Below are 13955 nucleotides of genomic sequence, written 5' to 3'. Positions count from 1 at the left end.
TTTTCCGAGCGGTTACTTCACCCGAATTACTTCGAGAAAACAACCTTCCGAAAAAGATATTGAAAAGAGCGATTGCTCATTTTGAAACTGACGATTCATTAAATGAATCTTTAAAAATTAACGCGTTCCATTTGTTCAGTTTTCAAAGAACTTGCTCCCGGCTTTCAACGACATGTCTCTTGCACAGGAAATAGATCATATCATGTTTCTGTATTGCTTGTCAACTTATTTCTTTTTCGCTGATCAAGTTCAGCGTCGATGCCTCATAAGCACAAGAGATAATATATCATGCTGAAGGAATGTTTGCAACCCTTTTTTATAAAAAAATAAATTAACGCATAATTGGATCGACTCGAGCACAAATTGATTCCCATAACGCTTCGATTGTGGCTAAAATAGGATTTATCGGATTTCCATATATATGCTCACCCATTAACCCGTTTGAAAGGAGCTCAGATGAATAAGAATTCTATACCCGCTGCTCCCTCTTTAGTTGCAAAAGACCGGGAACAACGCAATCTGCAGCAGGATACTATTTACCGGATTTTACTCGCCGTAAGCTTTGTGCATTTATTCAATGATTCCATTCAGGCCCTTATCCCGGCGATGTTTCCTATCTTAAAGGAAAACATGCTGCTCTCCTATGCACAGGTCGGATGGATATCCTTCGCCCTGAACATCACTTCTTCGGTGATTCAGCCGATAATCGGCTATGCCGCTGACCGTAAACCGCGACCGATCCTGCTCCCTCTGGGGATGTGCTGCACGTTCGCCGGAGTGTTCCTGCTCGCTTTTGCCGGAAATTACGTATTGGTCATCTTCTCTGTTATGCTTGTCGGCTTCGGTTCTGCTGCGTTCCACCCGGAGGGCATGCGTGTAGCTCATATGGCTGCAGGTCAGCGCAAGGGATTGTCGCAATCCATCTTCCAAGTGGGAGGCAACGCCGGACAATCCCTGGGTCCTCTTTTGATGAAATGGGTATTCATTCCCTTTGGGCAGATGGGTGCACTTGGGTTCACCGTCATCGCTGCCGCCGGAATAGCCGTACAGACCTATGTGGCCAAATGGTACCAAGAAATGCTTAATGCAGGTTATACGTTCCGCAAAAAATCGACTGGACGCACGCTTGACCCTGCTCGCAGCAAAAGCATCCTGACCGCAACCGTGATCCTGGTCTTTATCGTGTTTGTACGCTCCTGGTACAGCGCCTCCATCGGCGGCTATTATGCCTTCTACTTAATGGATAAATACGGAATGAAGCTCGATGACGCTCAAATATACATCTTTATGTATTTGGCGGCCGGTGCAGTAGGCACCTTCTTCGGTGGCCCGCTAGCCGACCGTTTCGGACGGCGTAATCTCATCCTGATCTCTATGGTGAGTACGGTGCCTTTTGCGCTGGCGTTGCCTTTTGTAAACCATTTCTGGGCCGCTGTTCTGCTAATCATCTCCGGATTTGTCCTGCTGTCCAGCTTCTCAGTAACAGTCATTTATGCACAAATGCTCTATCCGGGCAATATCGGAACCGTCTCGGGACTGATTACTGGACTGGCTTTTGGGCTTGGTGGGATTGGCTCGGTAGTTATCGGCGACCTGATCGACCGGATCGGAATTGCGACGGTGTTCATAGCTTGCGGCTTTCTCCCGCTGCTTGGCCTGCTTGCCCTGCTGTTACCCAATGATAAGACGCTGGAGAAATGGGCCGCTGAATAAGCAGCATGATTTCATCGCTTCGTCTCTCTTCTATAAAAGGTCCTTAAGGGTCCATCCTTCTCTCTAAGAGTAGGGTGGGCTTTTTTTACAGCAGAAGATATAAACTCTTAACAGCCAGCAGAATTATCCAACCGCCCTTTTTTAGGGTACAATTAATTAAAAGTTGAACTAATTGTCATAGCGCGGAAGGCTGAGGAGGAATGGCAATTGAAGAAAGCACTCACGAACATTCGTAAAGGATACGGGAAGAAGCTTGTCTCCATCCATATGTGGAATGCCTGGCTGGTCCTGTTTCTGGCACTCAGCGGATTATTGCTGGTCGGCGGTTTCTGGCGGGAGCTTCTGGGTGAGGGCAGGGTGTGGCTAAAATGGGCACATATCGCGTTTGGACTGGTGCTGCTGATTCCGGTCATTTATTATTTACTGCTTGCTGCAAAACACTGGAAAAGGCTCAAGGGCAAAAATGGGCAAAAGGCTAATGTGATTTTTGTGCTGGTCCTATTGATCGGGTGGATTGTGTCGGGTGTCGTACTCTGGCAATTCAGGCTTGCCGGGCCAAGAGCGGCAAATACCGCACTATTTATACACGATCTTCTGACTTGGGTTGGACTTCCGGTAATTATCTACCACTCTATTACCAGAGTCAAATGGCTCAAAGAACCGAAGAAACGCTCTATTGTACCAGAATCGGTAACGTCAGTTAATGGAGCATCCGCTTCTAATGATGAGCAGAAACAGCCGGGAGCGGCCCATGTTCAGCAGCCGATGTATACCCGCCGCGGTTTCATAAAAGTCGCTGTGGGTGCCGGACTTGCGGTAACGCTCGGACCGACCTTTGTCCGCTGGATCGGCAAATCTTTTCAGTTGCCCGGAACCGCGGATTATGCAGCAAACAATGCCAACACACTAATTCCCGACCCTATTCCGCTGGCAGATTCAGTACCACCGATCGGGGGAGGGGCCGATGGAAACTTCCGCGTGTATACTGTAACCGATATTCCAGCATTCGATAATTCGAACTGGTCATTTACGATTGACGGGCTGGTGAACAAGAAGTTCACCTGGAACTGGGAAGAATTCGTCAAGCTGCAGCGCGAGGTGCAGGTCAGTGATTTCCACTGCGTCACTGGCTGGTCTGTCTACAAGAATACATGGGAGGGTCTGCCCCTCTCCAAGCTGCTTGATCTTGCCGGAGTGAAAAGCCAGGCGGTGATGATCAAGCTGTATTCCGGCGACGGCGTCTATACGGACTCCCTGACACTTGCACAGGCGCGAATGGAGGATGTTATGGTTGCCGTCATGCATGACGGCAAGCCGATTCCGAATCAGCTGGGCGGGCCTGTACGTTTGGTCACTCCGCAAATGTATGCCTATAAATCGGTAAAATGGCTCAACCGGATTGAACTCATTGCTGAGGACCATGTCGGCTATTGGGAACAGCGGGGGTACGACAAAGACGCCTGGCTGCCTGGAGCAAATCGTGTATAACTGCGGTCAGCGCCTTTTTCAATTCCGAACGGCTATTGCTTTGTTCATCACTGAGGAGAATAAAGCGGCCGCCATCCCGCTGCCCGCAGTCATATAGTTATCCTTATCGGTACGGTCAAAACCCATCCATACAGCGGCTGTCCAATCCGGTGTGTAGCCGACAAACCAAAGATCCCGATTAGCCTTGCTGTCGACACCGGAAAGCGCTGCCTGAGTCGTTCCGGTCTTGCCGGCAACCGGTATGTTCATCCGCGCTTTTTTCCCTGTCCCTTGATTTACTGCATTGCGGAGCATAAACGTCATGCTTTCCGCAGTTCGCGCCGAGATCACTTGCCGCTGGCTGGAGACATGCTTGTATAGAACCCGCCCGTGCGCATTGGTTATGCTGCTAATGGTATGAGCTTCATTAAACATCCCCCCGCTCGCAAACACACTGTAGGCCTGGGCCATTTTCAGAGGAGATACCCCATTGTGGAGCCCCCCGAGCGCAATGGACAGATTGTTATCCTCCTGCGGCAGTTCTAACCCCAGCTTTCCGGCAAATTGACGGGCGCTGGAGATTCCAACCTGCTTCAGCAGCCATACGGCCGGAGCATTGATGGATTGCTGGAGCGCCTGGTTCAGGCTAACTTGGCCACGGTATACGCCATTCAGATTACCCGGGCTGTAACTCCCGTAAGACTGCTTACGGTCGGGAACTATACTCGATGGAGTAAAGTTCCCGCTTTCCAGCGCAGGCCCGTAATCAATAATCGGCTTAAAGGCGGAACCCGGCTGGCGTGCGTCAATAATCGCCCGATTAAGGCTGCCCGTTTGGGGATTGCGCCCTCCCATCATGGCAGCAATCTCCCCGCTGTGATGATTGAGTATCACCATGGCCGCCTCGACCTGCTGGTTCTTCCCATCGGGAGGAAAGACATCTGTGTTACGAAATGCTTGCTCCAGTGTCTTCTGGATGCCTGTATTCATCCCTGTCTTAATCCTGTAACCGCCTGTTTGCAGCTCTTCCCTCGATTTACCGGTAACCCGGGAGGCTTCTTTCAGCACAGCGTCAATATAGGAAGCACCTGCAACCTCAGTCTCAGCTTCTTCCGGAGGCTGGTATTTTTGTTTGCGCGCGGCAACCATTTGCTGTGGACTGATCAGCTCCCGCTGCTGCATGATTCCCAGAATAAGCTCCCTCCTCCCCTCGGAAACCGCGTTGTTCTCCGCAGGATTATAGATGGAAGGACCTTTCGGGATAGCCGCTAAAGCAGCGATTTGCGAAATCTCCAGCTTTTTGAGATCACTTACACCGAAATAGTACTCTGCTGCCGCCTTTATTCCATACTGCCCCCGGCCCATATAGATTTGGTTCAGATAAAGCTGCAAAATATCCTGCTTTGACAACCGTTTCTCCAAAGCTGTAGCAATGGAGGCCTCGTTTAGCTTACGCAGCATATTTTTATCTCTGTTTAGATAGAGATTGCGGGCTAACTGCTGGGTGATGCTGCTGCCTCCCTCTGTTACTCTGAAGTTCACTGTATTGTTAATGGCGGCACGCAGGATTCCCGTATAGTCCAGTCCCTGATGGCTATAGAACCGGCGGTCCTCGACTGCCAAAAAAGTGTCGATCAGCAGAGCCGGCATCTCTTCCAGTTGAGCCATCGTGCGATATCCCGATTCCGGCAGTGGAATTCGGCGCAGCACATTCCCCTCTGAGTCGGTAATGACGCTTGATTGATCTAAAACCAGCTTCCCGGCCTGACGGCTTACCACAGCCTCTCCATATACACGGACATAAAACAGCATTGCCAGCAGCAGTAACACGCCAATTACCGCAAGATCAAATCCGGTATAAAAAACACGCAGCAGTTTTCGCCGGGTAAGCCTGGTGCCGGTATTGCCCCTGCTCAACACTTTGCGATCAGGTTCACAAGGAACCGCTCCAAGCCCGCCGCTTCACGTTTCACCGCATCCACCTGAACGGCCTCTCCTTCTGCAGCCTTCAGCTCATCCAGCAAGCGCAGCAGCGTCTTCATCCTTAGTATGAGGGCCATACTCTCTTCGCTGCTCCATCCCGCTTCTTCTGCATCTGCCGATTCAATCTCTGCCGTACCGGTGAGTTTTGTTTGCTGGCCTTTGTTCAGTTTCCGCAGATTGGCAGCCAGCCTGCCCAGCTCTCCTCCGGTGGATACCTCTAGTTCCCTAAAGAAGCCATTCGCCGCAAGCTCATCCGATGCCCGCAGCAGCGCCTTGAAATCATCGGATAATTTTTGCGAACGCAGCAGGAAAAAACCGCCGGAAAGAGCGGTGAAAAGAATTACAGCCAAAGGCAACCTGCCGATATGATTGATCATCCAATGCAATAAGCGGACAATAAAAGCCCCGGAACCCGCGCTATGCCGCGAATATAGAAAGGAAACCACCGCCTGTAGTACCATAAGAACACCACCACTGAGCAGCAAGCTTCCTCCAATAACATACAAATATCCGGTTCGTACCGTATTTAGTCTTCTCAAGTTTATCCCCTCCCGGTATCTGTGCAATTACTACTCCATGACACATAGAATACCGGCAAGTTCTTAAGAACCTCCCGCACAAGTTCTAAAGATTCTCTAAAGACTCCTGTGGAGATAACGGGAAGCGGGTAATAAAGTCGGTACGGTTCACATCGCTTTGGGCTGTAATTTCTCCATGGTGGCGTTCCACAATCCCTTTGGCTATAGCAAGTCCCAGCCCCGAACCTCCGGTATGCCGGGAACGGGAGCGTTCAGCCCGGTAGAATCTTTCAAAAATATGCGGAAGGTCGCTTTCGGCAATCATTTCTCCAAAATTGCTGATCCGCACGACCGCTTCATCTCCTTCTCGGGTGAGTACGATCTCCAGTTTTTTCCCTTCACGCCCGTAACGGATGGCATTGGTAATCAAATTTTCATAAGCCCGCAGCAACTCGTAAGGCGCTCCCTGAATCCATAAGGATTCTGTATGATCCACCAGTTCATAGGCCATGCCTGCCCGGGCAAGCTCTGGAACCGCCTCTTCCGCCAGCTGCCGAATGAACGCCTTGAGGTCCAGCTGTTCTGCTGCAAGCGGCGGTCCTCCACTGTTGACACGGGTATATTCGAACAGATCATCAATCAGCTTACGCAGCACCAGTGCTTTCTGATAAGCAATGCCTACATAATAGCGCACCTCTGTCTCTTCCCGGCAGCGGTCCTGCTCAATATAATCCAGATAACCCAAAACCGAGGTCAGCGGAGTACGCAAATCATGAGAGACCCCGGTAATCAGCTCATTTTTGGCCTGGATCGCCTTACGCTCTTCAAGCAGGGACTGCTGCAGCCGTTCGGACATAATATTAATATTCTCTGCCAGTACACCTAGCTCATCACTGGTCCGCACTTCAATCCGGTGTGACTCTCCCAGTTTGGTGATTTGCTGAATCCCCTGTGTGAGCTCTTCGAGATAGGATACTACTTTTCGCGTGTACAAGAAAAAGAATACCAAAAAGCTGATAATACCTACGGCTGTCATTACCGGCACTGAGCCAATATGGTTAATAATCCATTTCAAAACCAGGGAATAGGGTGCCGACGGTGAACTCGTGTTCATGTGAAGCAGAGAATTCACCAGCCGGTAACCTCCAAATAACAGGATGGCTCCTGACAACATGCTGAGAATAAACGCCCAAATGAATTTCCAGCGGATAGTACTTATATATTTTGCATTCACAGCATCATCACCTCAAGTTCTCAGGATGGCCCGTCCAATTTATACCCGATCCCCCATACAGTCTGCACATAACGGGGCTGCTTCGGATCCAGCTCAATTTTCTCGCGGATATTGCGGATATGTACCATGACCGTGCTGCCTCCGTCCAGAAAAGGCTCATTCCAGATATTCCTGTAAATCTGCTCCATGCTGAGCACCTGACCCTGATGTCTCGCCAGCAGCTCCAAAATGGAAAATTCACGGGGTGTCAGCCTTACCTTACGTCCATCCACGCAGACCTCGTGTTTCAATATGTCGATAACCAGATCCTCGAAGATCAGCTCATTGTCATTTATCCTTGGTTGGGTATCCTTATTGAATTTATGATAGCGGCGCAGCTGTGATTTGGCCCGGGCCACAAGCTCCAGCGGATTAAACGGCTTTACGACATAATCGTCGGCGCCTATACTGAGTCCAAGAATTTTATCCATATCCGAATTTTTGGCAGACAGCATGATGATCGGCATATTTTGCTCTTCACGGATTTTCATGCAGGCTTCTATCCCGTCCATCTTGGGCATCATCACATCCATAATAATGAGGTCCACCTTCTCCTCTTTTAAATATTCCAGCGCTTCCTGTCCGTCAAAGGCTTTGAGCAGCCGGTAACCCTCGTTGCAGAAATAAATATCCATCAGGTTAACGATCTCCCGCTCATCGTCCACTAGCAGTATTGTTTCTTGTTTCACAGGTAGGATCCTTTCCATTCCATAAGTGGTAATCTACCTTCTAATATATTAGAAATTATCCAATCTATAAACCTAAAAAAAGCCCCGTATCCCCATAAGGTATACAAAGGCTGGTGTTATTTCATTTGATTAGGTTCTTTAAATGCTCTTGAAGGAGGCATCATAAAGCCGGAACATCGTTTTGTAGCCCGACTCGTCAATCTTGATGCCCACATCCAGACGTCCGGTAATTTGCAGTGGGCCGGAGGTATGCCGGAGTTTGCTGCCTTCAGGCACAAAGACAATCATAATCTTGTTCCAATAGGTCTCATCCCCATTATCAAAGGGACACTCCGCCCCGGGCTCTGGAATCAGCAGGAACCAGTTCTTCTCAAAGGAAAGGACTTCGCCCATAAAGCCCTTAATCGTAACCTCGCTGCCGCTGAGATCCCAAAACTGCTCCGAGGGGCGGGTCTGGTCGCTGCCGTCGAAGAAGCCGTTCCAATCAATGGCAGTGAGGCCTGTGGAGGAAGTCTTCAATTGGGCCACTGCGGTTGCGGTTGGGACAGGGCTGACCTCAGGGAGAGAGCTGGCTTGTGGAGACGGAGATACTGCGCTGCTCTTTCCACCGTTCTTGTCTGCTTCACCTGTTTTAGCCTTTGACTTCGTTTCAGGTGCTGGAGATGCCGGGCTCTTGCTATTACTCTTGCTGGAGCCTGCAGTTTTCTTCGATGTATCTTGAATGCCTGCTGCTGCTGGAGCAGAAGGTTTGGATGTACTTGGTGCGTGAGATTTAGCCGCTGTATATTTGGCGTCTCCCCCTTTACCTGTATCCGATGCAGGTGCGATGGATGGCGCCGCAGCCAGTTCGGGTTCCGGTGAAGGTCCCGATGTGGCCGTGGCGGCTTCTGGAGAGCGCTCCACGGTTGGCGAAGCTGCCGGTGATTCTTTTGGAACTATGGGTACTTGTGTAGCTTCGGGTGATTGCGCCACATCCTCTGTTACCGAACTGTCCGCCTCCACCGCAGCAGCAAAGGACTCTCCACCGCCATCAGCTGCACTGTTCTGGCCGCATGCTTGAAGCAGCAGCATGCTTGTAACAGCAGCCGTCATCAGGATCAACCTACCCTTTAATGTTATCAAGTGAATGTACCTCCTAGGATTTGAACAAAGCAAGAGGATGCATCCGGTACATCCGGAATGCAGGCCCCAGCGAAGACAGCAGACCAATGGAAAGCGCCCCTGCAGCAATAAGCCAATGATCAGATGTCCACTGATAAGGTTCAATTTGAATGCCAGCTTGGGCGAACAGTGCATCCTTCAGCAGGTAAGCGCCAAGATGACCCAGCAGCAGTCCGGCGATAAGTCCGGTAGCTGTCACCAGCAGACCTTCGCTCGTTAAGGTCAACCATACATAGGCTCTGGATTTGCCGAGAAGACGCAATAACCCCACATCCTTGGTACGTTCCCCGACTGCGGCAATCAAAGACAGCAGGATCGCTATCGCTGCCAGAATTACGCATAATGCCGTGAGCCCACTCAGCAGCTGTGCTCCCTGATCAACAGCGTTCAGCACGTCGGAAACCGCCTGGCTTGTATAGGCAGCCTGAACTCCATTACTGCCATCCAGTACCTCTTTTAAATCATGGGCCCCCAGCAGACTGGCCGGTTTAACCAGCACAGCTGTAATCTCCCGCTCCTCAGGAGGCAGACCATGTACGGCCCAGGCATAATCTACGGTCGTAAATACTGCGCGGTCATCAGGGGTATGAAGGGCCGGAAGAATACCCACAACGGTATACTGGAAGCTTTCATGTGCGTGTTCTTCACCATGTTCTTCGCTATGTTCTTCGTCCGGCGAATCTCCAGCCGCCTCGGCAGCATGGTCTTCCTCATGATCTTCCTCATGATTTCCCCCATGCTCCTCCGTGTGTTCCGCCTCCGCAGTTTCATGGCTGTCTCCCTGAACAAGTCCATGTGCGCCCGTAAATGTATCTCCAATGTGCAGACCCAGAGATTCCGCCACATACGATCCAATAATGGTCTCACCAGTGTGCGCATATAAATTCCCGTCCTGAAGGTTACGGTCGCCGTAACGGGTAACAAAATATCCGGAATCAATGCCGACGATCGGAAAGCCTTTATAATTATCTCCCGTTGTCATCGCAAAGGCCTTATCCACGTCCTGATCCTGCTCCACTTGATCCAGAACAGCAAGCGGGATATTGCCTGTCGGAGCACCGATATGATAAAAGGTATTCAGCACAAGCTGGGTTTCACTGCCGGCTGCACCAATTACGAGATCGAAGGGGCCATACCCTTTTTTGGCGCCTTGCTCAACGCTTTGCCGGGACAAGGATAGCAGGACGATAAAAGCAACCGTAACTGCGACCGCACATACCGTCAACAGCGACAGAAACCGCCGATGCAGCAAATTACGCAGTGTTAATCTAAAGAGACTCATACAATTCCCTCTTCCGTTTCTCCCGGCTGCTCTGGAGTTTGGGCGCTGATTCCCGGCGTATCCGGTTAATCTCTTGAATGTTCAGACAGCGGGGAAAACGGTTCGCCATATTGAGATCATGCGTTACCACAATTAAGGTATGTCCATGAGCGACGCTGAGATCCAGTAAAAGAGAGGCAATTTCATCTGCCGTTTCCCAGTCCAGACTGCCGGTGGGTTCATCCGCCAGCACAAGCGGCGGCTCATTCACCAGCGCCCGCACAATCGCTACCCTCTGCTGCTGCCCGCGGGAAAGCTGGGATGGAAGATGCCGGCCCCGGTCTGCCAGACCTACCTGATCCAGCCAATCGTCGACTACCCTTCTTTTCTCCTTAAGCGGAAGCTTTGCGGCCATAGCGATCTCCACATTCTGCCTTGCCGTCAATGAGGGGATCAGATGAAAATCCTGCAGCACATACCCGATATTGGAAGCCCGGAAAGCATCACGCTTCGCCTCTGTGAGCTCGCGTAGCGGCTTGCCGTCCACGACAATCCCACCGCTGTCGGCCAGCAGAATTCCGCTGATCAGATGCAGAAGAGTGCTTTTACCGGACCCGCTGGGTCCGGTAATCGCTACATTCTCTCCTTTTTCAACACTCCATTCAGGAATATCTAGTATCGGCACATTTCTTCCGTCTACACGAAATTGCTTTTTCAAATCGTGAATTTGGAGCAACAGAGCCACTCCTATCTCAATTTAATACGTTCGGACAAAGCATCCCAAGTCAAGGTTGTGCCCTTCAGCTGGCTGAATGCACTAAGCGGCAGGTACAATACACCGTTATCGATATCAACGATATAAGAAGCAGCCTTGCCATTCAGCTTAGCGGTTTTGTCGGTCAGATTCACATCAATCACGTTTTTCTGCAATGTCAGCTTCGCAGCGGCAGCATCCCCTTTGTAAGTGCCTCCCAGCGCCTTGATCAAAGCTTCAGCAGGATAAAGTACTTTGTTGTCGCGGCTGATTTTGAACTTCGGATAAACGTATTGGGATTGCAGCTCTGCGGAACGTTTGTTCAAATCAAGGCCCAGTATGCTGGCACCCGCCTTCGCGATCTCGGTGTTGTCCACCTGTCCTTTTACCTGCTCCGCAATCGGACCATAAGCCCAGACACCCACATCTACTGCGGAATGGCCATGGCCTGACCAGCCCACGAGCAGACGTTTGGAAACTACTGCATTGTAGGCTCCTTCACGTTTATACGAAGACCCGTCACCTTCCATAATTTGTGCAACTTCTTCGTCTGTAAGATCTGTAATCCATGTATTGGCTGTTACGATGCTGCGGATTTCTTCCGGTGTCTGTGCTGCTTCCAGAGCGGCAGCCAGGCTTTCCGAGGAATGTTTTTGCTTATCCCACAGGTCGATATTGATTTCGTAAATGTTGTCGCGGGAGAGGGACAGTCCGCCCGTTTCATGGTCGGCTGTGACCACAACGGAGGTGTTGCCGTTTTTCTTCGCGAAATCAATCGCCATCTTCACCGCGGCATCGAAGTCGAGTGCCTCCTGAACAAGAGTCGGCAGATCGTTGGCATGACCGGCATGGTCAATCCGTCCGCCTTCAATCATCATGACAAAGCCTTCTTTATCCGCTGATAAAATATTCAGCGCTTTGGAGGTCATTGTCGCCAGGCTTGGAATTTCCGCTGTACGGTCCGGAACATAAGCCACATGGGAACTGCCGAACAGGCCCAGCACCTTACTGTTTTTGGAGGTAAGCGCATTTAAGGCTGTTTTATTTTCAACTACAGTGTATCCCTTGGCTTTAAAATCAGGGAGGATGTTCTTATCCGTCCGTTTGCCCTTTTCATCTTTGGTTACAAAAAACTGCTTGCCCCCGCCCATCAGAACATCTACGCCGCTCTCCAGGTATTGCGAGGCAATCGCCGATTCATTATCACGGCTGCGGACATGGGAGGCGTAGACAGCTGGCGTCGCGTGAGTAATACGGGCTGTGGTAACAAGTCCTGTTGCTTTGCCGCTCGTTTCCGCAGCCTCAATAATGGAGGCAAACGGTTTGGATACATCTTCATTGGAAACGCTGATGCCTGCGTTGTATGTTTTGTGGCCTGTAGCAAATGCAGTACCGGCTGAGGCGGAATCTGTAACGATCCCAGAAACGATTTTCCCGCCGTCCTCTCCACGGTCTGCATATGTAGTCGCTTGTCCCACGTAGTACGGATCAAGATTAAGATGGCTGACTCCCTTGGTGTATTGCTGAAAATATCTTGCGGCAGAAATTTGGGCCGGACCCATGCCGTCACCAATTAGTACGATAAGATTTTTGGACTGGGCTTTTGCAGCTCCCCCAGAAGTTTTAGCACTTTGTGCCGCTCCGGCCAATGTAGCTCCTGAGACTACTGCTGCTGCCAATCCTCCAATTACCACACTCTTCATCAGCTTTTTCATTATAAACCCCTTCCTTGTTATAAAGATCTTTAACCAATCTTACCTTCGAAAGGTTAACCAATTGTCAAATGTAGTCAGGGGTTGTATTAAATTATCAACTGTTCATATATCATCGGGACACAAAAGAACCCACACCTTGTCACCAAGATGAGGGCTAGCAACGTTTTCTGTACAATCATCTTTCATTTATAAATTCTGCAATGGTTATATGGGGATTTGTATATCTTCCTTTGTTTTCGGTCTTTTGGCCATATTGAATGGCTTTGACGGGGCAATAATGAATACACGCCAAACATAGTGTACAATTTTGCCCCCACTGTGGTTTTTCAGAAACTTGAATGTTATTGCAGTTACAGACCTGCTCACAGGTACCACAGCCGATACAACTATCATCTGCCTGAAATTTGGTCGGATCAATGCCCTTTTTAGTAAACATTGGGTTAATAATACCGGTTAACAGCCACGGAAACATGCCTTTATCTATCCTGAATTCTCCTGTTGTTCTTTGCTCAATGTCATGGTTGATTTGTTTTAGTGTCTCCTCTGCCGCAGATAGCTTGTGTTGCTCCACTTCTTTGGAATCCACATCGCCCATGATGATAAAATTATTTGGCATTTTGATAGAAAATCCGCTGTTTAATTTTATCTTTTTTCTGCTCAGACAATCCTTCATCACTTTCATTGAATTGCCGATGCTTCCTCCACAGGTTGCGACGGAAAAGACGTAGTTCCCCTGGAAATTGTTCAGCTTAAGCTTTCTAATAAATTCAAGGACGATTCCAGGCGGTCCCCACGAATAAGTAGGATGGACAAATCCAATAATTTCATGATCCTTCAGATTATATTCATTGCATTCATTGCCTGTGTTCTCTGCGGCGGATATGGAAACTAACTCTTCACCCGTATGAAAAGCAATATTTTTAGCAGCATATAACGAGTTCCCGGTTCCCGAAAAGTAAAATATCATCGGATGCTCCTCTCGATTCCTTGTAATGATTCCATTGCTTAATCCAGCGCATTTTCTATCGCTTTGAGAAAAGCTTTGGAGGTGAGCGTTGCGCCACTTATGGTATCCACCTGCAGCGACTGCTCCCGGATTACCCTGCCGAACAATTCATCTGTGAACTCGGCCGGTTTTTTCTCTGCTTGCTCTAATACCTTGATCTCTGTAACTTTGCTGGAGGTCACGGTCACTTGAACTTTATTGGCCCTCCACTTGTACATACCTCCCTCATATTCCCCAACATATTTTCCATTCTTAATCTGCTTAAAATCCAGTGCTCTGATCGGGAGGTTTTTAGCTTCACGCCGTTCCCCCGCAGTAAAGAGTAACGCTCCCCCAGCACCTCCCGCAACGAGTACCACCAGTACGATAACTGCGATAAGCATTTTGTTTCTCCCCTTTCGTTTCATTGCAATCT

12 protein-coding genes are annotated in these 13955 nt (G+C 49.7%); 2 read left to right on the top strand and 10 right to left on the bottom strand.

The features are described from left to right. Positions 1-456 precede the first annotated feature (456 nt). Together ACQ76X_RS09210 and ACQ76X_RS09205 are read left to right on the top strand one after the other, a co-directional pair. A complete protein-coding gene (locus ACQ76X_RS09210; protein WP_038597156.1) occupies positions 457-1713 on the top strand; it encodes an MFS transporter in 1257 nt (418 codons plus the stop codon). Between the two features lie 207 nt (positions 1714-1920). Then, positions 1921-3201 carry a molybdopterin-dependent oxidoreductase gene (locus tag ACQ76X_RS09205; protein WP_438493158.1) on the top strand — a complete coding sequence of 427 codons (1281 nt, stop codon included), beginning with the start codon at positions 1921-1923 and terminating at the stop codon, positions 3199-3201. 18 nt (positions 3202-3219) lie between these two features. Here the strand turns inward: ACQ76X_RS09205 and ACQ76X_RS09200 are convergent, their stop codons facing one another. The 10 genes from ACQ76X_RS09200 to ACQ76X_RS09155 form a co-directional block, all read right to left on the bottom strand. Next, positions 3220-5097, bottom strand: coding sequence for a transglycosylase domain-containing protein (locus tag ACQ76X_RS09200; RefSeq protein ID WP_438493156.1), 1878 nt, complete (start codon positions 5095-5097; stop codon positions 3220-3222). Then, entirely contained in the window at positions 5094-5702 is a 609-nt protein-coding gene (locus tag ACQ76X_RS09195) for a hypothetical protein (RefSeq protein ID WP_438493154.1), read from the bottom strand. Before ACQ76X_RS09195 ends, ACQ76X_RS09200 begins: the two co-directional genes overlap by 4 nt. 85 nt (positions 5703-5787) lie before the next feature. Next, complete coding sequence (locus ACQ76X_RS09190; RefSeq protein ID WP_438493152.1) at positions 5788-6915, bottom strand: sensor histidine kinase; 1128 nt, start codon at positions 6913-6915, stop codon at positions 5788-5790. A 20-nt stretch (positions 6916-6935) separates the two neighbouring features. Further along, positions 6936-7643 (bottom strand): response regulator transcription factor, encoded by a 708-nt coding sequence (locus ACQ76X_RS09185; RefSeq protein ID WP_438493151.1) that lies wholly within the window; start codon positions 7641-7643, stop codon positions 6936-6938. A gap of 138 nt (positions 7644-7781) precedes the next feature. After that, entirely contained in the window at positions 7782-8765 is a 984-nt protein-coding gene (locus ACQ76X_RS09180; RefSeq protein ID WP_438493149.1) for a hypothetical protein, read from the bottom strand. A 13-nt stretch (positions 8766-8778) separates the two neighbouring features. After that, positions 8779-10086 (bottom strand): ABC transporter permease, encoded by a 1308-nt coding sequence (locus ACQ76X_RS09175; RefSeq protein WP_438493147.1) that lies wholly within the window; start codon positions 10084-10086, stop codon positions 8779-8781. After that, positions 10073-10810, bottom strand: a complete 738-nt coding sequence (locus tag ACQ76X_RS09170; RefSeq protein ID WP_438493145.1) for an ABC transporter ATP-binding protein — start codon at positions 10808-10810, stop codon at positions 10073-10075. The genes ACQ76X_RS09175 and ACQ76X_RS09170 overlap by 14 nt, the downstream gene beginning before the upstream one ends. Positions 10811-10812: 2 nt before the next feature. Beyond that, a complete protein-coding gene (locus ACQ76X_RS09165) occupies positions 10813-12534 on the bottom strand; it encodes an alkaline phosphatase (protein ID WP_438493144.1) in 1722 nt (573 codons plus the stop codon). Between the two features lie 175 nt (positions 12535-12709). Then, complete coding sequence (locus ACQ76X_RS09160) at positions 12710-13501, bottom strand: EFR1 family ferrodoxin (protein ID WP_438493143.1); 792 nt, start codon at positions 13499-13501, stop codon at positions 12710-12712. A 38-nt stretch (positions 13502-13539) separates the two neighbouring features. Next, positions 13540-13947, bottom strand: a complete 408-nt coding sequence (locus tag ACQ76X_RS09155) for an FMN-binding protein (RefSeq protein WP_438493141.1) — start codon at positions 13945-13947, stop codon at positions 13540-13542. Positions 13948-13955 lie beyond the last annotated feature (8 nt).

Origin of the sequence: Paenibacillus sp. IHBB 3054, assembly GCF_051594305.1 — a bacterium.
In the GTDB taxonomy this organism is placed as follows: Bacteria; Bacillota; Bacilli; order Paenibacillales; family Paenibacillaceae; genus Paenibacillus_AQ.
Note: the sequence above shows the minus strand (reverse complement) of the source record. Positions and strands in the feature narration are given on the sequence as shown.

What these genes read in the sequence shown, in the direction of transcription:
- ACQ76X_RS09160 (WP_438493143.1), bottom strand. Translation starts at nt 13,501, where the DNA reads ATGATATTTTACTTTTCGGGAACCGGGAACTCGTTATATGCTGCTAAA.
- ACQ76X_RS09155 (WP_438493141.1), bottom strand. Translation starts at nt 13,947, where the DNA reads ATGAAACGAAAGGGGAGAAACAAAATGCTTATCGCAGTTATCGTACTG.
- ACQ76X_RS09175 (WP_438493147.1), bottom strand. Translation starts at nt 10,086, where the DNA reads ATGAGTCTCTTTAGATTAACACTGCGTAATTTGCTGCATCGGCGGTTT.
- ACQ76X_RS09165 (WP_438493144.1), bottom strand. Translation starts at nt 12,534, where the DNA reads ATGAAAAAGCTGATGAAGAGTGTGGTAATTGGAGGATTGGCAGCAGCA.
- ACQ76X_RS09210 (WP_038597156.1), top strand. Translation starts at nt 457, where the DNA reads ATGAATAAGAATTCTATACCCGCTGCTCCCTCTTTAGTTGCAAAAGAC.